Raw genomic sequence first — 21,752 nt, forward strand, 5'->3', positions numbered from 1 at the left:
TTTTAAAGTTAAGTTAGAATGTAACGTTGATGCCTCCTACGAACGAACGGCTCTTGGGATAGGCTGCATAGTCTATGCCCGGTGTCATGGCGTTCTTCTTGCTGCTGGTGTCCACTTCGGGGTCGGCACCGCTGTACTTGGTGAAGCAGAAGAGGTTGTAGCCGGTCAGGTAGATGCGTATTCTCTGTGTGAACACCTTCTGGCACCAGGCCTTGGGCAGGGTGTAGCCCACCGTCACGTTGTTTACACGCAGGAAGGATGCGTCTTCTACGGCGTAGTCAATCAGCTGCATGGTGGTCACGGCTGCCGGGTTGTAGATGGAGGCGTTGGCGTTGATGGCGTTCAGGCGCGAAATCAAGGCGTCGGCTCCCCCGTAATAGTCGATGACAGTGTTGCTCGGACGGCCCAGGTTCAATCCCGTTGCGGGGTCAATCCAGGTGTAGCGGTTGGCCAGTGCGAAGTCGTTGTTCAGGTTGTAGCCTCTGGCCGAGCCGGTGTAGAAGGCGGTGGCCAGTTTGGTACCGTTGACAATCTGGTTGCCGATGGAGTAGTTGAAGAAGATGTTGAAGTCGAAGTTGCCCAATGTGCCGTCAAAGCCGAAGCCGCCGGTCAGCGGGGCCACGGTGTTGCCCAGCTTCTGCTTGATGGGGTCTCCGTTCTCGTCGCATTCCACCTTCAGGGCGCCCGGATAGTAGGTGCCGCCGGTGATGCTGTTGCTCTTGTCGTTGATGCCGTCTCTCAGTACCCAGTTGGTTCCGTTCAGCACCAGTTCGCCGTTCGGGTTGCTCTGCGGGTCGTAGGCTGTGAAGAAGCCGTTGGTCTTGTAGCCCCAGATTTCGCCCAGGCTGCCGCCTTCCTCCACGCGGAAGTCTTCGTATTTGGCAATGGTGCTGCCCGACCAGCTGCTGCTCTGCCAGGGGTTCTCGGTGTTCAGTTCGTCGATGCGGTTCTTGTTGTAAGAGATGTTGAAGTTGAAATTCAGGCTGTAGTTCTTCTTGTCCAGCAGGACGGCGTTCAGGGAGAGTTCCACACCCTTGTTGGAGGTCTTTCCGAAGTTCTGGTACTGGTAGCTGTAGCCGGTGTTGGACGGAATCTCGGTTCTCATCAGCAGGTCTTTGGTCGTGTTCCAGTAGAAGTCCAACGAACCGGAGAGGCGGTTGTTCCAGAAGCCGAAGTCAACACCCAGGTTGCGGGTGATGGTTGTCTCCCACTTCAGGTCGGGGTTGGACAGGTTGGTGCCGTGCTCCAGCATGGTGTAGCGGGTTTCGTCGAAGAAGGGCGCCTTGGAAGTGTTGCCCGACAGGGAGAAGGTGGTGTACATCAGGCCGGAGTTGATGCGGTTGTTACCGGCCGTACCGTAGCTGAGGCGCAGCTTCAGGTTGGATAGCCATTCGGACGCGCTTTGCATGAAGGATTCGTCGGACACGCGCCATGCCAGGGCGGCAGACGGGAATACGCCCCACTGGTTGCCCTTGGCGAACTTGCTGGAGCCGTCGGCACGTACCGTAACGGTCAGCAGATACTTGTCGGCCATGGTGTAGTTGACGCGGCCGAAGAAGGAGAGCATGTTCTCCTTGGCGGAGATGGTGGTCTGCGTGGGCAGTGCCGTGCCCGAACCCATGTTGGCCAGCACTTCTTCAATGGTCATGGAGATGGGGAAGGCCACCGAGGTGTTCTCTACGCTCGTCTTCTGACTGCTGCTTACCTCGTGACCCAGCAGCACGTTCAGCTTGTCGCGTCCGTCAAACAGTTTCTTGTTGTCGTAGGTCAGGGTGTTGGCATTGCGCCAGTTCTTGGTGGTGTTTCTGGTCAGGATGGCCTGCGGCTGTCCGTTGTAGCCCAGCTTGGAGTTCTGTACGGCGTCCGATGCCCATACCTGGTCCGTATCTTCGTATTTCCAGCCGTAGCCGAACTCCGAACGGAAGGTGAAGTTCTTGAAGGGCTTCCAGTTCAAGCCTACGTTGTAGTTCTGGTTGAAGGTATTCTTTTTCTTATAAGTGGCAAGCAGGCGCTCCAGCGGGTCTTTCTGGCTGGAGGTGTTGTTCTCGTCGTCGTCGGTGTTGCTGGTCAGCGGGTCGATGGGGCGGAAGCGGGCGGCGTTGGCCACGATGGAGTTGGCCGCATTCGACTCGTTGGTGTCCGCACCGCCGCTCAGGCCGTCGATGGTCGTGTAGCTCAGGCGGGCATTGAAGTCCAAGGACATCCATTTGTTCAGCTCGGCATTGATTTTGGCGTTGATGTTGTCCTTGTTGAAGCCGGAACCGAGCATGATGCTCTTCTCGTCGTTGTGGGCGTAGCCTACGTTGAACTTAATCTGCTTGCTGCCGCCGCTTACGTTGACGTTATACTGCGTCTGGTTGCCGGTGCGGCCGAAAATCTCATCCTGGAAGTCTGTTCCTTCAACCGATTTCCAGATGTCCAGGTCCTGGTAGTTGCCATAGTCGGTAGAACCCAGTTCATATTGGTAGGCGGCATAGTCATACGGGCTCATCACCTTGTTCAGCTTGGTCACTTTCTTGTAGCCGTAGGATGCGTTGAAGTCCACCTGAGTCTTGCCTTCGCGGCCGCTCTTGGTGGTTACGATGATAACGCCGTTGGCGCCTCGGGCACCGTAGATGGCCGTGGAGGAGGCGTCCTTCAGTACGTCGATGCTTTGGATTTCAGAGGGGGCGATGTCGCTGATGCTGGACACGGGGAAACCGTCCACGATGTAGAGCGGCGAGTTGTCCTGCGACAGTGAACCGCCGCCACGCACACGGATTTTGATGTCGGCGTCGGGCGAACCCTCGGTAGTCGTGATGTTCACACCGGCCAGCTTACCGGTCAGCGCCTCGGAAGCGCTTGAGACGGGCACCGCTGCCAGTTGCTCGGAACTGACGGAGGCAACGGAACCGGTCAGGTCTCTCTTGGACACCGTACCGTAACCGATAACCACGACCTCGTCCAGTGTCTGGGTGTCGTCTTCCATCGTCACGTTGACAACCGTCTGTCCGTTGACGGGCTTTTCAATTGATTTCATACCTACGAATGAGAATACCAACGTGGCGTTGGAGGGGACGGAGAGGGTGTAGTTGCCGTCAATGTCGGTTATTGTACCGTTGCCGGTGTTCCCTTTCTCTACTACGGAAGCTCCGATGACCGTTTCTCCCGTCTTGTCTTTCACAGTACCCTTTACGGTTACGTTCTGCGCCGATACGCTGAGCGATATCATCGCCGCCAGTAGGAACAGCAGCGAAGTGTGTTAGACATTCTTTGCATGTTTATAAATTAGAAATATTTTTCTGTCCGGGTGTGTTCGTACACACTGTTAATTCCTCGATGCAAAAGTATAGGGATGTGAAAAAGTAAATGTGTAAAATCTGTTTTTAGGTGGGTATTTTTTGTTATTAACAGGGGACAGGACGCTAATGCTAAGCCGCTTGGAGGTTTTTCGGGACGGTGGGCAGGCGGGAGTGGAAGGATGGGGTGTGTCCGATAACGGAAAGCGGCCTCCGGCAGGGAAAGGAAGGCTTTTCCGGCTTGCCGCAGTCCGGACGGAGTGGGATGGTTCGTGTATAATACAATTCCTTCCGTGTGGCTTTTCTGTCTGTGTTTTTCCACAGGGACGAAGCGGAGGCGTGCAGGTCTGCGTCGGGGAATGCGGGCGGCGCGCCGGTCGTGTGGCTCTTGTGGCGGTGAAGGGTGAGCCGTATGGACGGGTGCGCCGTTCGCATTCCTGGCACAGGCCCGATGCCGCTGGGGGCAGGCTTGTGTCAGCCGTTGCAGACTGCTTGCCAGACTTCTTCGGTAGAGTCTGCCAGACGGGCAGGGTGGAAGGCTTCCAGCTCGGTGCGGGGGCGGAATCCCCACGTCACTCCGCAGGCGGTGACGCCGGCGTTGGCGGCTGTCTGCATGTCCACGCCCGAGTCGCCCACGTAGAGCACCTCCTCGCGGGGGATGCGGGCTATGGCGAGGATGTCGTGGACGATGGTCGGGTCGGGCTTGACGTTCACGCCTTCGCGCTGGCCGAAGACGGCGGTGAAGCGGATGGCGGGGAAGTAGTGGGCTATCAGTCTCTCGGTGGCCGCCTGATACTTGTTCGAGGCCACGGCTACGGCCACTCCTGCGCCTTGCAGGCGTTCCAGCAGCTCGGGGATGCCGGGATAGGGGCGGCTCATGTCGGCGTTGTGTACGTCGTAGTAGGGGATGAACTCGCGGCGCACGCGCAGCACGTTCTCTTCCGTCTTCTCGCCCTCGGGCAGGGCGCGTTCAAACAGCTTGTTGATGCCGTTGCCCACCATGAAGTTGTAGGCCGACTCTTCGTGCGTGGGGTAGCCCAGGGCCTTGAGGGCGTGGTTGGTGCTTTGTGCCAGGTCGGCAATGGTGTTCAGCAGGGTGCCGTCCAGGTCGAATATTACCAGTCTTTTCATTGTCTTTTCGTTATTGTCCGGCGGCAAAGATACGAATTTCCTCCGCAAAGGCGGGCTGATGGCTGCCCGATTTCGATGTCCCGGCCTCAAGGAGGAAGGGGCCGCCCCGTCGGGCACTTGCGGGGCGGAGGCCCGGAGACGGCCGGCACAGGACCTGGAGCAGGAAGGGACTCTGTGCGGGAAAGGACAGCCCTCTGTGCGTCCCGGCTTGGGCCAAGGCCGAAGAAAAGTTATAAAGCAGCCGCTGCGTTTTATAACGCAAGCGCTCAGATGTACAACTGAACGGCTCAGATGTACAACGCAGCCGCTGCTTTATAACTTTCTGCGGACTTTGAGTCATCCTTCCTGCCGGATAGCAGACACCCTCCTGCATGCCAGGCCTGTGTTTGCGGCCTGCGTGCAGGAGGGTGTCTCTGTGCCGTGTGTGGGGAGGCTACTTGCGGGTGATGCGGAACCAGTCGATGTCCGCCCAGCCGCCGTCGTTGGTCGTGATGGCGGGCCGCGTGCAGAAGGTGCCCACCTTGGCGCCTATCCATTTCCCCTCGCGGGCCTGGAAGGCGCTGCCCAGGGGCTGGAACTTCTTGCCGTCCGTGCTGTAGCTGAAGCGGCAGTTCACCACCAGGTCGTGTCCGCCCTCGCTCTTGGCTATCTTGCGTCCGTCGCAGCTGAACCTTACGCGCAGGTAGACGGTGCTGTCCGCCACGGCGGTGGAGGCGTTCACCGCTTCGGGGCTGCCCTTGTCGGCCTTGCGGCAGGTCACCTGCGAGAGCACCAGCCCCCCGTCGGTATTCTCCAGCATCAGTCCGGCATAGTCCATGCCCATGACCACCAGCCCCGTGCGTTCGCCCTTATACTTGGCCGTGGGTTTGAAGGTGAGCTTCAGGGTGGCGGTGAAGTTGGGGGCGGGCGTCTTCTGGAGCAGCAGGTTGGCCACGTCCCACAGGTTCTTGCAGTCGGCGGTCACGGGGTAGGAGTAGAGGCGCAGCAGGCTCCGGTCGCCGGCGCAGTAGGCCCACTTCTCGTTGATGTTGGCGTGCCACTGCCATTGGGGCGACAGGGTGTAGCCGTCGAACTCGTCGCTCTCCTGCGGGTTGCAGACGGGGTAGGTGCGGCCTACATTGGGTTTCTGCCAGGTCAGTACGGGCTCGCCGCAGCCGTCGCCGTCCGGGTCCGTGCCGATGACGGGCCATCCGTCCACCCACTTCATGGGTTGCAGGTGTACCAGCCGTCCGTAGGCGCCTACGTCCTGGAAGTGCAGGAACCAGTCCTCGCCTGTGGGCGTGTCCACCCAGGCTCCCTGATGGGGGCCGTTGACGGGGCTGTCGCCCTGTGCCAGCACGGTGCGCCACTCGTAGGGGCCGTAGACGTTCTTGGAGCGCAGCACCACCTGCCAGCCGGTGGGCACGCCTCCGGCGGGGTGGAAGATGTAGTAATAGCCGTCGCGCTTATAGAACTTGGGGCCTTCGCAGGTCTCGTGGGCCTCGTGTCCGTCGAAGACGATGCGCGACTGGGTGATGGCCCGCGTGGCGTCGGCGTTCAGTTCGCAGACGGCGATGACGCTCTTCAGGCCCGCACGGCTGCCGGCGTAGGCGTGGACCATGTACACGCGTCCGTCCTCGTCCCACAGGGGGCAGGTGTCGATGATGCCCTTTCCGGGCTTCACGAGCACGGGTTCGGTCCACGGCCCTTGCGGGTCTTTGGCCTTCACCATGAAGGCGCCCTGGTCGGGGTCGCCCCAGAAGATGTAGAACTCGCCGTTATGATGGCGGATGCTGGGCGCCCAGACGCGGTTGCCGTGTTCGGGGCGTTCGGGCGTCTCGACGGGGGGCAGGGCGTAGGGTACGGCGGCGCCGATGATGCGCCAGTTCACCAGGTCCTTGGAGTGGAGTATCTGCAAGCCGGGCAGGCAGTTGAAGCTGGACGAGGTCAGGTAGAAGTCGTCGCCCACGCGGCAGGCGTCCGGGTCGGAGTAGTCGGCATAGAGCACGGGATTCTTGTACTTCCCGTTGCCCAGGTCGGCACACCAGACTTCGGAGACGTAGTCCGTCTGCTGGGCGGAGAGGGGCAGGGCGATGAGCAGGCCCAGCCCTGCGAGGAGGGGTTTGAGAGACATTGGGGAATGATTAATGGTTAATGGTTAATGATAAATGGTTAATGGTGGATGAAACGCAGATTTACGCAGATTTACGCAGTTTGGTTCCTATAATCTCTGCGCCATCCGCGTCTAAAAAATGTGTATCGGCTTCCGGCCGGCTTTATGGCTCGATGCTGATGCTGACGCGGGCCGGATGCTCCAGTCCGTCTTTCCACTCCTCCATGTAGGCAAACCAGGCTTCGGGCGAGGGGTAGCCGAAGGTCTCCTTGCGCGAGGTGAACATGGTGTGGTAGTGGAAGCGGTCGCTGCCGGGGGCCGAGACGGTGTAGAGGAAGTTGTCCTCGTCCTTCACCTCCTGCCCCACGTACTTGCGGGGGATGCAGGTGGCTATGCCCACGGTCTCCTTGGCGTACTTCACCGTGTCCGTCACGGGCCAGTGGCGTCCCCAGCTGCCCACCAGTCCGCGGTGGTCGGAGTGGGCGAGGGTCTCGTTGCCCATGATGTTCTGTACGCCCGTGCAGAACACTTCGTCCTGCAAGGGGGCGGAGAAGAAGGTCTCCACCCGCAGGTCGCGGTGTCCGGCGTAGAGGATGTAGCGGTTGGTCATGTCCAGTTCCTTGCCCCGGTATTCCCAGCCCTTGACCTCCACGTCCACCACGGTGCGCACAGGTCCGTATGCCAGGATGCGCTCCGTGCGGCTGGCTATGGGCTCGATGTGGGTGGCACGGGTGCCGTCCCATCCTTTCAGCGCGCCCACGCCGCAGCTGTTGCCCACCATCAGCACGTCGTCGCCGAAGCCGCGCGCCAGTTGCCGGTCGGTGGGGTAGAACTGGCTCTCCTTCAGCTCCAGCCCCTTGTTGAACTTGCCGTAGGGGTCTACCGTCTGCTTCTGGTTGAAGTAGATGCGGTAGGCCACCAGTTCGGACTCGAACATGGGGCCGTGGCCTTGCAGCATGTTGTAGAAGTTGGTGGTGCCGGGCACGGTGATGGCCTGCGTGGGGGCGTGCTTCTGCTTCTTGGCGTCCTTCACCAGCATCTGGGCGAATACGCGGGCGGGATAGCTGCGGCCGGTCTTCTCGGAGGAGAGGGTGACGGTCAGCCGCCGGGTGCTGCGTGCGGGCAGGTCGATGACGAAGGCCAGTTCGTCGGCCTTGCGGTCGCCGTCCAGGTCGTCCAGTTGCGAGGGTATTTCGCGGTCGCCGTCCGTGACCGTGGCCGACTGCACGCGGAATGCGGGCTTCACTTCCGCCAGCCGGATGACCACGGGCTCGTCCGTCTTGTCGCGGTTCCAGTCGTTGCCGACTGTCACCGTCAGGCGGACGGTGGTGGCACCGGTGGCCTGCTGTGCGCTCACGGGGAGGCCGCACAGCAGGCACAGGATGAAGAGTAGGTTCGTTTTCATGGTGCTGGCAGGCTGGTTACAGCTCGATGGCCTGTGCTTTGGCCGAGGGGTTGTTGTGGGTCTGTCCGTTCACCGTCACGTTCTCGGCGTTCTTGATTTGCAGCACGTCGCCCTTGGTTTCGATGCGGATGTTCTCCAGGGTCACGTTCTTGGCCTGGCTGATGACGATGCCGCTCTTGGCCTGGCTGATGACCACGTTCTTCACGCTGACCCCTTCAATTGGCATTTCGGGCAGGCCGTTGAAGAACATGGCGCGTCCCGAGCCCTTGCAGATGACGTTGCTGATGTGGATGTCGCGGAAGGCGGGTGTCTCTTCGGTGACGGCGGGGATGTTGGCCTTCATGCGGTTTTGCAGGTCGGCTTCGGTCTCTTCGCCGGCCGCCTTGCCGCCATAGAAGAGGTCGAACAGCAGGGGTTCGTGGGGAATGTCAATCATGTGGATGTTGTCGATGTAGATGCCTTCCACCACGCCGCCACGGCCGCGGGTGCTCTTGAAGCGCAGGCCTACGTCGGTGCCCAGGAAGGTGCAGTCGGCCACGTAGATGTTCTTCACGCCGCCCGACATCTCGCTGCCCACCACGAAGCCGCCGTGTCCGTGCAGCACGGTGTTGTTCTTCACAATCACGTTCTGGCAGGGCTCGCCGCGCTTGCGGCCGTCCTCGTCCTTGCCGGACTTGATGCAGATGGCGTCATCGCCGGCGTCGAACACGTTGTTCACAATCAGGGCGTTCTTGCACGACTCCAGGTCCAGTGCGTCGCCGTTCTGCGAGTACCAGGGGTTGAACACCTTCACGTTGCGGATGGTGATGTGTTCGCACGAGAGCGGGTGCAGGCACCAGCTGGGCGAGTTCTTGAAGGTGACGCCTTCCAGCAGCACCTTCTTGCTCTTCACGATGTTGAGCAGCACCGGGCGCAGCCACGGGCGTATCTCGTTCCATTCTTCGTCGGTCTCGATGCCTTCGGGGTTGTTGAAGTCCTTGCAGGCCATGGCACCTTTCAGCGAGCCTTCGGTGGGGTACCAGACGTCGTCCTTCACCACGCCGCCCGTCTTGACGAGGCTGTTCCATTGCGAGGAGGTCATCTTGCCCTTCTTCACGGGGCGCCAGCTGTCGCCCGAGCCGTCGAACACGCCGTGTCCCGTGATGGCAATGTTCTCAGCGTTCCGGGCCGAGATGGGCGACTGGCAGCGGCGGGTGTTCAGTCCCTCGAACGAGGTGCTGATGATGGGGTAGGCGTTGAAGTCGTCCGTGAAGATGACCAGCGCGTTTTTCTCTGTATAGAGGTTGACGTTGCTCAGCAGTTCGATGGGGCCTGTCAGCCAGAGGCCTTCGGGAATGATGACCTTGCCGCCTCCCTTTTCGTTGACGGCCTTGATGGCCTTGTTGATGGCTTCCGTGTTCAGGGTGATGCCGTCGCTCTGGGCTCCGAAGTCCGTGATGCTTGCCTCGTAGGCAGGAAAGACGGGTTGTTCCACCTTGGGCATGTCGAAGGGCAGTCCGGCATAGAGGAGGCTTTCGTCCGTTTGTGCGGTTGCGACCTGTTGCTTCTCGTTGGTTGCACAAGCTTGGTTTGCCAGCAGCAGGAAGGCAAGTGCGGAAAGTGAAAATAACTGTTTCAGTGTGTTCATCGATATATGATTATTAATGTTAATTCTTCGTCTCTTGCTTGTCGGCTCCTCCGCAGGCGGCTCTCCCGAGCGGCTTGCGAAGGTCCTGACAACGGTTCAAGTAAACCTAATTCTAACCTTAAATAACTACTTGCTTATGTCTCGCTATTTACCGTTTGCAAAAATATCCGCCTTCGCCTGAAACCGTGTGTACTAATTGTTGCATTTGGTGCATTTTTTGTCATTTTGCCCCTTCTGTAGCCCCCTGTGACGCGTCATAGCCTTAAAAATTAGTTACTTATTTGGCGGTGCGCTCAAATTCCACTATCTTTGCAGCCTCTTTTCAAAGAAGATGGAAAGAGAGTGGGGGAGTAAAAAACGGTCTTTTTCATCCATGGTGCCGCACTTGCCCTGTGGCGGATGACACTTCCCCGAGACAAGTATTTTTATTACTAATAAATATAGGTATGAGTTACAATTTGCTGAAAGGAAAGAGAGGCATCATCTTCGGTGCCCTGAATGAACAGTCCATCGCTTGGAAGGTAGCCGAGAAGGCTGTTGAAGAAGGTGCTGTCATTACATTGTCCAATACACCGGTTGCCGTCCGCATGGGTGAAGTATCGGCGCTTGCCGAGAAGCTGAACTGCGAGGTGATTCCGGCCGACGCTACCAGCGTGGAAGATTTGGAGAATGTGTTCAAACGTTCCATGGAAGTGCTGGGCGGTCAGGTTGACTTCGTGCTCCACTCTATCGGCATGTCTCCCAACGTACGCAAGAAACGTACATACGATGACTTGGATTACGATATGCTGTCCAAGACACTGGACATTTCGGCCGTTTCTTTCCACAAGATGATACAGTCCGCCAAGAAGCTGGATGCCATTGCCGAGTACGGCTCCATCCTGGCTCTGAGCTACGTGGCCGCACAGCGTACGTTCTATGGCTACAACGACATGGCCGATGCCAAGGCTTTGCTCGAATCCATTGCCCGCAGCTTCGGTTACATCTATGGCCGCGAACATCACGTGCGTGTCAACACCATCTCCCAGTCGCCTACCATGACTACGGCCGGTTCGGGCGTGAAGGGAATGGACAAACTGTTCGACTTTGCCAACCGCATGTCTCCGCTGGGCAACGCTTCGGCCGACGAATGTGCCGACTATTGCATCGTGATGTTCTCTGACCTGACCCGCAAGGTGACCATGCAGAACCTGTATCACGACGGCGGCTTCTCCAGCGTGGGCATGAGCCTTCGTGCCATGGCCACTTACGAAAAGGGTCTGGATGAATACAAGGACGCCAACGGTAAGATTATCTACGGATAAATATCAATCAATGCTGAATGGAGAATGGATAGGGGAGGTTCCTCCCTTGTCGGTTCTCCATTCTTTTTTTGTTCAATTTCTTAATGCTTCATTGACCGAAGATGGAACCTGCTCTTTACCTTCTGCCCGTCACCCTGGGCGACACGCCGCTGGAACGCGTATTGCCTTCTTATAATAAGGAAATCATTGCCGGCATCCGGCATTTCATTGTGGAGGACGTGCGCTCGGCGCGCCGTTTCCTGAAGAAAGTGGACAGGGAGACTGACATTGATGCGCTGACTTTCTATCCGCTGAACAAGCATACGTCGCCCGAAGAGATTTCCGGCTATCTGAAACCGCTGGAAGAAGGTTTCTCCATGGGCGTGATTTCCGAAGCGGGTTGTCCGGCAGTGGCCGACCCGGGTGCCGACGTGGTGGGCATTGCGCAGCGCAAGAACCTGCGGGTAGTACCGTTGGTGGGACCTTCGTCCATCATCCTGTCTGTCATGGCTTCGGGCTTCAACGGACAGAGCTTTGCCTTCAACGGCTATCTGCCCATCGAAGCGGGTGAGCGTGGCAAGCGGCTGAAGCAGTTGGAACAGCGGGCTTATGCCGAGCAGCAGACCCAGCTTTTCATCGAGACTCCTTACCGCAACAACAAGATGGTGGAGGATATTCTGCACAACTGCCGTCCGCAGACGAGGCTTTGCATCGCTGCCAACATCACTTGCGAGGGCGAGTACATCAGGACGCGCACCGTGCGCGAGTGGCAGACGGGCGGAGTGCCCGACCTTTCTAAAGTCCCTTGTATTTTTCTCTTGTACAAATAACCGATTTCAGGTATTCGTATTCGTTCTCAAAGCAACTGCTGAAGTAGTTGTGGCCGATGTCGTACTTGATTTGCTGGAAAGTCCAGAGTTTGGCGTTCTTCAGTCCGGCACTGTACAGGAGGGTGTCGTCTTCAATGTCCAGCAGGAAAAGGAATATCAGGCGGTTGGTGACCTGGTTCTTGAAATGGTATTTCAGGCTGAAGCGCAACTTGTCCGGTGCAATGGCAGGAAAGGTCTGTTTCAGGATGCGTTCCGCTCCTTGTTTCAAGCTCTCTCCGTAGGTCAGGAAAGTTTCCATCGGCAAGTCCATCCTTCCTTTTTCCAGCAGACAGCACTGCGGACGTGAGGCCAAGAACAACATGCCTTGTGAGGCTACGGCAATCCGCACGACGGGACAGATGAACTTATTCTTCTTTCTGATGAGCTCGGCGACAGGCATTTTCCCGAGTATCTTTCCTTGTATGTTTACGATGGGCAGGAAGCGCGTGTGCTTCATAATCGTGTTGAAATAACAGATGCCCAGTTGGTTGAACAGAATGCTTACGACGAATACGGCAGGAGGAACGATGTGGAAGAGGATGAGGCGGGCTGTGTCACTGAGCGGTGAACGGAAAAGCAGGGTGCAGCCAATGGCCAGAAAATGGAGAAGCCCCGTCAGCAGCACGACACGCGATGTCACGACGGCCGCTTCGATTCCTTGGGTCAGCAGTTGCTTGTACTTATTCCGGGGCTTGTCCGGTGCGGAGGACCGGTGCCTTCTGTGCAGCAACAGAATGACGGCAGGCGATACCAATGCGCTTATTTCCAAAATGAAGGGGGCGGACTGTGGCGGATTGCTGCTGCCTGTGAAGAAGATGAACGCGGACATCAGCACCAGCATTCCGGTGGTGGCATAGAGTATCAGGGGAGGGATGAGGCTCTTCCTGCACAGGAACAGGCAGGTACATTCGATAACTCCTACACCTGCACCGATGTAGACTGACATGTCATTCGTTATGAATTCACCTAATAGAATGGATATGATAACGGGGATAAATCCCAATGACATATTGAACTGAGATGACAAGACTCCAGGTTGACGCATTGTTTGTACGATTTGCCGTTTTCAACTTGTGTAACAATTGCACCCCCTAAAGGTTCAGTTCTTTAACTTCCTTTAAAGTTTGCGCGCTCGGTTTATAAGCAGCATCTGAAATCAGAACTCTGAAATCTCAGGTGTCTTCCGTGGTGAGAAATGGTACGCAGATGACGCAGATAAAACAGATGACCACAGGAATTATCAAAGAAAAGACTGAAAATCCGTCCCATCTGTGTCATCTGTGTGCCATCCAACACTCACTTACTCTGAAATCAGAACTCTGAATTTCTTCTGACATGCTTCTCGGCATGGTACGAAGACCGCACCAGCGGTGCGCTTTCCACCTGGCTGAATCCCTTGGCCAGCCCCGTCTGCTTGTAGGCGGCAAACTGTTCGGGCGTCACGTATTCCGCTACGGGGTAGTGGCGGTGGCTGGGTTGCAGGTATTGGCCGATGGTCAGAATCTGGCAGCCGACGGCCCGCAGGTCGTCCATCAGCTCCTCCACTTCGGCCGTTGTCTCGCCCAGGCCCACCATGATGCCCGACTTGGCTGTCGTGCCGCTCTCGGCTATCTGCCGGATGACCTCCAGACTGGTCTCGTAGCGTGCCCGGCTGCGGACCAGGGGACTGATGCGCCTCACCGTCTCCAGGTTGTGCGAGATGATGTCGGGGCGTGCCTCGATGACCTGTTCCACCAGCTCCTTCCGGCCCTGGAAGTCGGGTATCAGTACTTCGATGGTCGTGTCGGGGTTCAACCGTTTGATTTCGTGGATGGTCTGTGCCCAGTGTGCGGCTCCCAGGTCGGGCAGGTCGTCGCGGTCTACCGACGTGACGACGGCGTGCGACAGCTTCATCAGCGCCACCGACTCTGCCACGCGGCGCGGCTCTTCCCCGTCCAGCGGCAGCGGCCGTCCCGTCTTTGTGTTGCAGAACTTGCAGCTGCGGGTGCAGATTTCACCGCCTATCATGAAGGTGGCCGTTCCCTTTCCCCAGCACTCGCCCAGGTTGGGGCAACGTCCGCTGCTGCAGATGGTGTGCAGGCAGTGGGTGTCTACAATGCGCTTGGTCTCGGCATACCGCTCGTTGGCGCCGATGCTTATCTTCAGCCATTCCGGCTTGCGTACTCTTTCCATGTGAGGTTGTTGTGTACTCTTTCCTTGCTTTTTACAAATTGTTTTTGAAGAACTCCGTCAGCCGGGTGTACAGGTGCAGGCGGGTATTTCCGCCGAAGATGCTGTGGTTGCGGTTGGTGTACACCTGCATGTCGAACTGCTTGCCTATCTGCACCAGATGTTCGGCATACTCCGCGCAGTTCTGGTAGTGCACGTTGTCGTCCGCCATGCCGTGAACCAGCAGCAGGCGTCCGTGCAGCTTGTCGGCGCGGTTCAGGGCCGACGTGGCCTTGTAGCCTTCGGCATTCTCCTTGGGGGTGCGCATGAAGCGTTCGCCGTAGATGGTGTCGTAGTAGTTCCAGTCGGTCACGGCAGCCACGGCCACGCCCGCCTTGAACACGGGTGTCCCTTCGCTCATGCTCATCACCGTTGTATATCCGCCGAAGCTCCAACCCCAGATGCCGATGCGGTTCTTGTCCACGTAGGGCTGGCTGCCCATGTAGAGCGCCGTCTCCACCTGGTCTCTCGACTCCTTCACACCCAGGTTCAGGTACGTACACTTCTCAAACTCGGCGCCCCGTCCTCCGGTGCCCCGTCCGTCCACGCAGACCACGATGTAGCCCTGCGAAGCCATGTACGTCTCCCAGCTGATGCCGAAGGCGTCCAGCACCTGTTGCGAGCCCGGGCCGCTGTACTGGTATTGCAGCACCGGATATTTCTTGGACGGCGTGAAGTCGGTCGGCTTCATCATCCAGCCGTTCAGCGTGGTTCCGTCGGTGGTCTGGAAGCTGAAGAACTCCTTCTGCGGCACCGCATATCCGGCCAGCTTCTGCTTCAGCGCTTCGTTGTCAACCAGTGTGGTGAGCACCTTTCCGTTGTTGTCGTTCAGGGTGATTACCGTCGGGGTCGTCAGGTTGGAGAAGCGGTTCATGTAGTACTTCATGTCCGTGCTGAACTGGGCGTCGTTCGTTCCCTCCTGTCCGGACAGCTTGGTCTTCCGGCCTTTGCGGTCGGTCTTGTAGACGGCTTTCCGCATGGGGCTTTCCTCGTTGGAAGTGTAGTAGAAGGCGCCTTCCTCGGGGGCATAGCCCAGGAACTCCTTCACCTCGTAGTTGCCTTTGGTCACCTGCTTCACCAGGTTGCCGCCCATGCTGTACCAGTACAGGTGGTTGAAGCCGTCCTTCTCGCTGACAAAGCTGAAGTTGTCGGGGTAGAACAGGATGTTGTCAAACACGTTCTCCTTGATGTAGGTGTCGGTCTCGTCGCGCAGGACCAGCTTGCACACCGTGCTGCGCGGGTCGGCGAAGTAGAGGTCCAGCCGGTTCTGGTGACGGTTCAGGGTCATGATGGCCAGCTTGTTGGGGTCTTGGGTAAAGCGGATGCGGGGGATGTAGCCGTCTTCGTCCAGGGGCACCTGCATCTGGCGGGTTACCCGCGTCTTGATGTCGAACGTGTGGACAGACACCTTGGAGTTGGCTTCTCCCGTCTTGGGATATTTATAGGTATAGGCACCCGGATACTTCTCGTAGGCGCCGATGTGCGGAGCCTGCCCCGCAAACACCGGGAAGGAGTAGGAGGGGACGGCCGACTCGTCGAAGCGGACGTAGGCCAGCATCTTGCTGTCGGCGCTGAACTCCAGGGCGCGGTTGAAGGCAAATTCCTCTTCGTACACCCAGTCGGGGATGCCGTTCAGCACCTCGTTGCGCTTCCCGTCCTCCGTCACCTGGCTTTCGCTGTTGCCGAAGTAGAGCTTCACCAGGAAGACGTTGTTGTCACGCACGAAGGCCACCATGCTGCCGTCCGGCGAGAACACGGGCACCTGCTGCGGCCCGCCGTCCGACAGCTTCTCCACCACGTTGTTTATCTGGCCGTCGATGTTGCGCTTCAGGCTGTACAGGTAGTGGACGGCGGTGTACGAGCGGCGGTAGACGGGTGTCGTCTCCGTGGCGATGAGCAGTGTCTCGCCGCTGGGCGAGAAGCTGTAGCTGTCAAACCGCTTGAACGGACATTCGCGGGCGGTGGTCGCGTCGAACAGCACCTCCACCTGCTTGCCGGTCTTGAACGAGTACTTGATAATCTGCGTTCCCTCGGCGTTCATCTGCGAGTAGTGCTCGCCGTCGCCGGGGATGGGTATCACGCCGTAGATGTTCTGCGGGCTGAATTGTCCCGTCACGATGTCTTTCAGTTCGAGTGCCTGCCCTCCTTGGGCGAAGCCTGCCAGCGTACAGAGGCAGAAGATGAATAAGATGCTTATCCGTTTCATGTCATTGGCTTGTTTTTTTGATGAGATGGTTACGCCGCGCTCTTCCTTATTGTGCGCTGAACCGCTTGGACTGTTCGGCAATCAGCTCGGCGTCGTCGAAGTAGTTGATTTTCATGGCGCGGCGCACTTCGTCCAGTGTGGCGGCGGCGGTCTCGCGGGCTTTCTCGCAACCCTGCTTCAGCATGGCGTAGATGGCGGGTATGTCCTGCTCGAACTCCTTGCGGCGGTTGCGGATGGGTTCCAGCGTCTCCTGCATGATGGCGTTGAGGAAGTTCTTCACCTTCACGTCGCCCAGTCCGCCGCGGCGGTAGTGGGCCTTCAGCTCGTCCAGGTTGGGATAGTCGGGCAGGTAGCGTCCGAAGTGCTCGGGACGGCAGAAGGCGTCCAGATAGGTGAACACGGTGTTGCCTTCCACCTTGCCGGGGTCCTGCACGCGCAGGTGGTCGGGGTCGGTGTACATGCTGCGTATCTTCTTCTGCACCTCGTCGGCGGGGTCGCTCAGGTAGATGCAGTTGCCCAGGCTCTTGCTCATCTTGGCCTTGCCGTCGGTGCCGGGCAGGCGCAGGCAGGCGGCGTTGTCGGGCAACAGGATTTCAGGCTCCACCAGCGTTTCGCCGTAGATGTAGTTGAAGCGGCGTACGATTTCGCGGGCCTGCTCCAGCATGGGCTCCTGGTCTTCGCCCACGGGCACGGTCGTGGCCTTGAAGGCGGTGATGTCCGCTGCCTGGCTGATGGGGTAGGTGAAGAAGCCTACGGGGATGCTGGCCTCGAAGTTGCGCATCTGTATTTCTGTCTTCACGGTGGGGTTGCGTTGCAGGCGGCTGACGGTCACCAGGTCCATGTAGTAGAAGGACAGCTCGCACAGCTCGGGTATCTGCGACTGGATGAAGATGGTGCTCTTCGTGGGGTCCAGTCCGCAGGCCAGGTAGTCCAGCGCCACTTCGATGACGTTCTGGCGCACCTTTTCGGGATTCTCCATGTTGTCTGTCAGGGCCTGTGCGTCGGCAATGAAGACGAACATGTCCTTGTAGTCGCCGGCATTCTGCAATTCTACGCGGCGGCGCAGCGAGCCTACGTAGTGGCCTATGTGCAGGCGTCCCGTGGGACGGTCGCCTGTGAGGATGATTTTTTCTTTTGTCATATTTATTCAGTTAATCATTGAAAGTCGGTAGCCGGAAAAACGGACGCTGAAAATCTCCATCGGCCGTCCGCTTTTCATCCTTGTTATTCGTGGGCGTAAAGGTAGGGCTTTTTCGTGAGAAACTGAAAAGAAATGGAAAGGAATGAAGGGCGGCAGGAGGGGAGCCCGTTTGTTTTGTCTTGTTTTCAAACCCGGAGGCCGGGTACGGCCTTGGCCGGAAGCGCACGGAGCGGCGCAGGGGGGCGTCTGCAGGGCCTGCGGACGATGCTTGCATGGTCCGTGGACAATGCAAGCACGGTCCGCAGGGGGTGCAGGCATCTCTTTTTCGTGGGTGAAACATGTGTTGCAAAACATTCTTGAAAATATTTGTTCGTTTCACGAATAAATCGTTACTTTGCACAAATTTTAAGACCGTATATGCAATTACAGAAAATGGAAACCGGCTTTTACCTCTGTTATTCGGATGATTTTCATTCGCCGGCTGTCGGTTTTTCTGTTTCTGGCAAGATATTTATTAGTTCTTTGGTAAATGCGTTATCCTTTGTCGGGTGACGCATTTTTTGTATGTGCGGATGGAACGCGAATGAAACTTGAACAACTTATATAAAGAAACAATGAAGAACGATTTGAAGAAAGTGCTCGTCTTGGGCTCAGGTGCGCTCAAGATTGGTCAGGCCGGAGAATTTGACTACTCCGGTTCGCAGGCATTGAAGGCTTTGCGTGAAGAGGGCATCAGCTCCGTATTGGTGAATCCCAACATCGCTACCATCCAGACGTCGGAAGGCATTGCCGACCAGGTCTACTTCTTGCCCGTCACTCCCTATTTTGTGGAGGAAATCATCAAGAAGGAACGTCCTGACGGCATTCTGCTGGCCTTCGGCGGACAGACGGCGCTGAACTGCGGTACGGAGCTCTATCAGAACGGCGTGCTGGAGAAATACGGCGTGCGTGTGCTGGGCACCTCGGTAGAGGCCATCATGTACACCGAGGACCGTGACCTCTTCGTGAAGAAGCTGGACGAAATCCCCATGAAGACGCCCAAGAGCCACGCCGTAGAGAGCATGGACGAGGCCCTGAAGGCTGCCCGCGAAATCGGCTATCCGGTCATGGTGCGCTCGGCCTACGCGTTGGGCGGACTGGGCAGCGGCATCTGCCCCGACGAGGAAGCCTTCGTGAAGCTGGCCGAGAGCTCGTTCACTTTCTCCAAACAGATATTGGTGGAAGAGTCGCTGAAGGGCTGGAAGGAAATTGAATTCGAGGTCATCCGCGACGCCAACGACCACTGCTTCACCGTGGCCAGCATGGAGAACTTCGACCCCCTGGGCATCCACACGGGCGAGAGCATCGTGGTGGCTCCTACCTGTTCGCTCACCGACGAGCAGGTGGCCATGCTGCAGGAACTGTCACGCAAGTGCATCCGTCACCTGGGCATCGTGGGCGAGTGCAACATCCAGTACGCCTTCAATGCCGAGACCAACGACTACCGCGTCATCGAGGTGAACGCCCGTCTGAGCCGTTCGTCGGCCCTGGCCTCCAAGGCTACGGGCTATCCGCTGGCTTTCGTGGCCGCCAAGATTGCGCTGGGCTATACGCTCGACCAGATTGGCGAGATGGGCACGCCCAACTCGGCCTACGTGGCTCCGCAGCTGGACTACCTCATCTGCAAGATACCGCGCTGGGACCTGACGAAGTTCGTGGGCGTGAGCCGCGAAATCGGTTCGAGCATGAAGTCCGTGGGCGAAATCATGTCCATCGGCCGCTCGTTCGAGGAAATCATCCAGAAGGGCCTGCGCATGATTGGCCAGGGCATGCACGGCTTTGTGGGCAACGAAGGCCTGCACTTCGACGACCTCGACCACGAGCTGTCCCATCCTACCGACCTGCGCATCTTTGCCATCGCACAGGCGCTGGAAGAGGGTTACAGCATAGACCGCATCTACGAGCTGACCAAGATAGACCCCTGGTTCCTGGGCAAGCTGAAGAACATCGTTGACTACAAGCATCTGTTGTCCCAATATAATAAGGTGGAAGACCTGCCTGCCGACGTGCTGCGCCAGGCCAAGGTGCTGGGCTTCTCCGACTTCCAGATTGCACGCTTCGTGCTGAGCCCGAAGGGCAATATGGAGAAGGAGAACCTGCTGGTACGCGCCCGCCGCAAGGAGCTGGGCATCCTGCCGGCCGTGAAGCGCATCAACACCGTGGCCAGCGAACATCCCGAACTGACCAACTACCTGTACATGACCTATGCCGTGGAGGGTTACGACGTGAACTACTACAAGAACGAGAAGTCCGTGGTTGTGCTGGGCTCGGGCGCCTACCGCATCGGCTCCAGCGTAGAGTTCGACTGGTGCTCGGTGAATGCCATCCAGACTGCCCGCAAGCTGGGCTACAAGTCCATCATGATTAACTACAACCCCGAAACCGTATCTACCGACTACGACATGTGCGACCGTCTTTACTTCGACGAGTTGTCCTTTGAGCGTGTGCTCGATGTCATAGACCTGGAGCAGCCGCGCGGTGTCATCGTGTCGGTGGGAGGACAGATTCCGAACAACCTGGCCATGAAGCTCTATCGGCAGTCGGTTCCTGTATTGGGCACCTCGCCTGTATCGATTGACCGTGCCGAGAACCGTAACAAGTTCTCCCACATGCTCGACCAGTTGGGCATCGACCAGCCGGCCTGGCAGGAACTGACCAGTCTGGAAGACGTGAAGGGGTTCGTTGCCAAGGTGGGCTATCCGGTCCTGGTGCGTCCGTCCTACGTCCTGTCAGGAGCGGCCATGAACGTTTGCTACGACGAGGACGAGTTGCAGGAATTCCTGAAGATGGCGGCCGAGGTGTCCAAGGAATATCCGGTTGTGGTTTCACAGTTCTTGCAGAACACCAAGGAAATCGAGTTCGACGCAGTGGCTCAGAACGGCGAAGTCGTTGAATACGCCATTTCCGAACACGTGGAGTTTGCCGGTGTACACTCGGGCGACGCCACGCTGGTGTTCCCCGCCCAGAAGATTTACTTCGCTACCGCACGCCGCATCAAGAAAATCAGCCGTCAGATTGCCAAGGAACTCAACATCTCCGGCCCGTTCAACATCCAGTTCCTGGCCCGCAACAACGAGGTGAAGGTCATCGAGTGCAACCTCCGTGCATCGCGCAGCTTCCCCTTCGTCAGCAAGGTGCTGAAGCGCAACTTCATCGAGACGGCTACCAAGATTATGCTGGACGCTCCTTATACCAAGCCCGACAAGTCGGCTTACGACATCGACTGGATTGGCGTCAAGGCCAGCCAGTTCTCCTTCTCCCGCCTGCACAAGGCCGACCCCGTGCTGGGTGTGGACATGTCGTCTACGGGCGAGGTGGGCTGCCTGGGCGATGACTTCTCCGAAGCCCTGCTCAACGCCATGGTGGCTACCGGCTTCAAGATTCCGCGTCCCGAAAAGGGCGTGATGTTCTCCAGCGGTGCCATGAAGTCCAAGGTGGACTTGCTCGACGCCAGCCGCGTGCTCTTCTCCAAGGGCTATAAGATTTATGCTACGGCCGGTACGGCAGCCTTCCTCAACGCCCACGGCGTAGATACGGTGCCCGTGTTCTGGCCCGACGAACGTCCCGATGCCGAGAACAACGTGATGAAGATGATTTCCGAGCACAAGTTCGACCTCATTGTCAACATCCCGAAGAACCACACCAAGCGCGAGCTGACCAACGGCTACAAGATTCGCCGCGGTGCCATCGACCATAATATTCCGTTGATTACCAATGCCCGTCTGGCCAGTGCCTTCATCGAGGCCTTCTGCGACATGAAGCTGGAGGACATCCAAATCAAGAGCTGGCAGGAATATAAATAATCAGGGCACGGCGTAAGCGTGACATGAATAGAGCGGGAAGGGGCTTGTGGCACACACGGCCCCTTTCCTGTTCTTCAGAGGATGCCGGGCAGAAACTTTGCGGGGTAATCACAAAAAAAAACGGGCGAATGTTTGCAGATATCAAAATTAGTCGTACCTTTGCAGCGCTTTTGAAACGAAAGTGACGGGCGTTTAGCTCAGCTGGTTCAGAGCATCTGCCTTACAAGCAGAGGGTCGGCGGTTCGAATCGTTCGAATCCGTCAACGCCCACTATCAGATTACTTCACTTTCGTCATTCAAAACGGGCGTTTAGCTCAGCTGGTTCAGAGCATCTGCCTTACAAGCAGAGGGTCGGCGGTTCGAATCCGTCAACGCCCACATTCAAGATTTTATCCTTTCATTGTTGAAAGGGCGTTTAGCTCAGCTGGTTCAGAGCATCTGCCTTACAAGCAGAGGGTCGGCGGTTCGAATCCGTCAACGCCCACCGGTTTTTTAAGGAGGCTGCCTCAAAATAAATTTGAGGTGGCCTTTTCCGTTTTGAAAGCATAGGGCTTTGTGGTTGGGCAATTTAGGGGTCAGCGGATATTCCCGGTTGGTAGGCATGGTGTATCAAGCGTATTGCGTAGCAAGTCTGAACATAAAGAACTTGATGTCTCCCACACCTCGGAAC

The 21,752-nt window shown here is 57.7% G+C and carries 12 protein-coding genes and 3 tRNA genes; 6 read left to right on the forward strand and 9 right to left on the reverse strand.

Annotated features, from left to right (window positions below; genetic code table 11):
* Positions 1-13 precede the first annotated feature (13 nt).
* The 5 genes from Q1Y74_RS05235 to Q1Y74_RS05255 form a co-directional block, all read right to left on the reverse strand.
* Complete coding sequence (locus tag Q1Y74_RS05235) at positions 14-3,211, reverse strand: TonB-dependent receptor (protein WP_300812676.1); 3,198 nt, start codon at positions 3,209-3,211, stop codon at positions 14-16.
* 541 nt (positions 3,212-3,752) lie between these two features.
* Positions 3,753-4,409 carry an HAD family hydrolase gene (locus Q1Y74_RS05240; protein ID WP_300812677.1) on the reverse strand — a complete coding sequence of 219 codons (657 nt, stop codon included), beginning with the start codon at positions 4,407-4,409 and terminating at the stop codon, positions 3,753-3,755.
* Between the two features lie 433 nt (positions 4,410-4,842).
* Positions 4,843-6,522, reverse strand: a complete 1,680-nt coding sequence (locus Q1Y74_RS05245; RefSeq protein ID WP_300812678.1) for a glycoside hydrolase 43 family protein — start codon at positions 6,520-6,522, stop codon at positions 4,843-4,845.
* 142 nt (positions 6,523-6,664) lie between these two features.
* Positions 6,665-7,906 carry a DUF4861 domain-containing protein gene (locus Q1Y74_RS05250; protein WP_300812679.1) on the reverse strand — a complete coding sequence of 414 codons (1,242 nt, stop codon included), beginning with the start codon at positions 7,904-7,906 and terminating at the stop codon, positions 6,665-6,667.
* 16 nt (positions 7,907-7,922) lie between these two features.
* A complete protein-coding gene (locus tag Q1Y74_RS05255) occupies positions 7,923-9,533 on the reverse strand; it encodes a glycoside hydrolase family 28 protein (protein ID WP_300812680.1) in 1,611 nt (536 codons plus the stop codon).
* Positions 9,534-9,979: 446 nt separating this feature from the next.
* Between Q1Y74_RS05255 and Q1Y74_RS05260 the strand changes: the two genes are divergently transcribed.
* Both Q1Y74_RS05260 and Q1Y74_RS05265 read left to right on the forward strand, forming a co-directional pair.
* A complete protein-coding gene (locus Q1Y74_RS05260) occupies positions 9,980-10,837 on the forward strand; it encodes an enoyl-ACP reductase (protein WP_300812681.1) in 858 nt (285 codons plus the stop codon).
* A 101-nt stretch (positions 10,838-10,938) separates the two neighbouring features.
* Positions 10,939-11,646 carry an SAM-dependent methyltransferase gene (locus Q1Y74_RS05265; RefSeq protein WP_300812682.1) on the forward strand — a complete coding sequence of 236 codons (708 nt, stop codon included), beginning with the start codon at positions 10,939-10,941 and terminating at the stop codon, positions 11,644-11,646.
* Here the strand turns inward: Q1Y74_RS05265 and Q1Y74_RS05270 are convergent.
* The 4 genes from Q1Y74_RS05270 to trpS all read right to left on the reverse strand — a co-directional run bounded on the left by Q1Y74_RS05270 (position 11,612) and on the right by trpS (position 17,240).
* Positions 11,612-12,730 (reverse strand): hypothetical protein, encoded by a 1,119-nt coding sequence (locus Q1Y74_RS05270; RefSeq protein WP_300812683.1) that lies wholly within the window; start codon positions 12,728-12,730, stop codon positions 11,612-11,614. The genes Q1Y74_RS05265 and Q1Y74_RS05270 overlap by 35 nt on opposite strands.
* 266 nt (positions 12,731-12,996) lie before the next feature.
* Entirely contained in the window at positions 12,997-13,896 is a 900-nt protein-coding gene (gene lipA / locus Q1Y74_RS05275) for a lipoyl synthase (protein WP_300812687.1), read from the reverse strand.
* The gene (locus Q1Y74_RS05280; protein ID WP_300812684.1) at positions 13,889-16,099 is read right to left on the reverse strand and encodes a S9 family peptidase; all 2,211 of its coding nucleotides are present in this window, start codon (positions 16,097-16,099) and stop codon (positions 13,889-13,891) included. Before Q1Y74_RS05280 ends, lipA begins: the two co-directional genes overlap by 8 nt.
* A gap of 46 nt (positions 16,100-16,145) precedes the next feature.
* Positions 16,146-17,240, reverse strand: coding sequence for a tryptophan--tRNA ligase (gene trpS / locus Q1Y74_RS05285; RefSeq protein ID WP_300812685.1), 1,095 nt, complete (start codon positions 17,238-17,240; stop codon positions 16,146-16,148).
* A gap of 614 nt (positions 17,241-17,854) precedes the next feature.
* On the opposite strand from trpS, the gene carB reads away from it, so the two are divergent.
* The 4 genes from carB (at position 17,855) to Q1Y74_RS05305 (ending at position 21,566) form a co-directional block, all read left to right on the forward strand.
* Positions 17,855-21,082, forward strand: a complete 3,228-nt coding sequence (gene carB, locus Q1Y74_RS05290; protein ID WP_300812686.1) for a carbamoyl-phosphate synthase (glutamine-hydrolyzing) large subunit — start codon at positions 17,855-17,857, stop codon at positions 21,080-21,082.
* A gap of 186 nt (positions 21,083-21,268) precedes the next feature.
* Positions 21,269-21,352, forward strand: a tRNA-Val gene (locus tag Q1Y74_RS05295).
* Between the two features lie 33 nt (positions 21,353-21,385).
* Positions 21,386-21,460 (forward strand) — tRNA-Val (locus Q1Y74_RS05300).
* A 31-nt stretch (positions 21,461-21,491) separates the two neighbouring features.
* Positions 21,492-21,566, forward strand: a tRNA-Val gene (locus Q1Y74_RS05305).
* The last annotated feature ends 186 nt before the right edge of the window (positions 21,567-21,752 follow it).

Origin of the sequence: uncultured Bacteroides sp., assembly GCF_949298305.1 — a bacterium.
Classification (GTDB): Bacteria; Bacteroidota; Bacteroidia; order Bacteroidales; family Bacteroidaceae; genus Bacteroides.

What these genes read in the sequence shown, in the direction of transcription:
- Q1Y74_RS05265 (WP_300812682.1), top strand. Translation starts at nt 10,939, where the DNA reads ATGGAACCTGCTCTTTACCTTCTGCCCGTCACCCTGGGCGACACGCCG.
- Q1Y74_RS05250 (WP_300812679.1), bottom strand. Translation starts at nt 7,906, where the DNA reads ATGAAAACGAACCTACTCTTCATCCTGTGCCTGCTGTGCGGCCTCCCC.
- Q1Y74_RS05260 (WP_300812681.1), top strand. Translation starts at nt 9,980, where the DNA reads ATGAGTTACAATTTGCTGAAAGGAAAGAGAGGCATCATCTTCGGTGCC.
- Q1Y74_RS05280 (WP_300812684.1), bottom strand. Translation starts at nt 16,099, where the DNA reads ATGAAACGGATAAGCATCTTATTCATCTTCTGCCTCTGTACGCTGGCA.
- trpS (WP_300812685.1), bottom strand. Translation starts at nt 17,240, where the DNA reads ATGACAAAAGAAAAAATCATCCTCACAGGCGACCGTCCCACGGGACGC.
- carB (WP_300812686.1), top strand. Translation starts at nt 17,855, where the DNA reads ATGAAGAACGATTTGAAGAAAGTGCTCGTCTTGGGCTCAGGTGCGCTC.
- Q1Y74_RS05270 (WP_300812683.1), bottom strand. Translation starts at nt 12,730, where the DNA reads ATGCGTCAACCTGGAGTCTTGTCATCTCAGTTCAATATGTCATTGGGA.
- Q1Y74_RS05240 (WP_300812677.1), bottom strand. Translation starts at nt 4,409, where the DNA reads ATGAAAAGACTGGTAATATTCGACCTGGACGGCACCCTGCTGAACACC.
- Q1Y74_RS05245 (WP_300812678.1), bottom strand. Translation starts at nt 6,522, where the DNA reads ATGTCTCTCAAACCCCTCCTCGCAGGGCTGGGCCTGCTCATCGCCCTG.
- Q1Y74_RS05255 (WP_300812680.1), bottom strand. Translation starts at nt 9,533, where the DNA reads ATGAACACACTGAAACAGTTATTTTCACTTTCCGCACTTGCCTTCCTG.
- Q1Y74_RS05235 (WP_300812676.1), bottom strand. Translation starts at nt 3,211, where the DNA reads ATGATATCGCTCAGCGTATCGGCGCAGAACGTAACCGTAAAGGGTACT.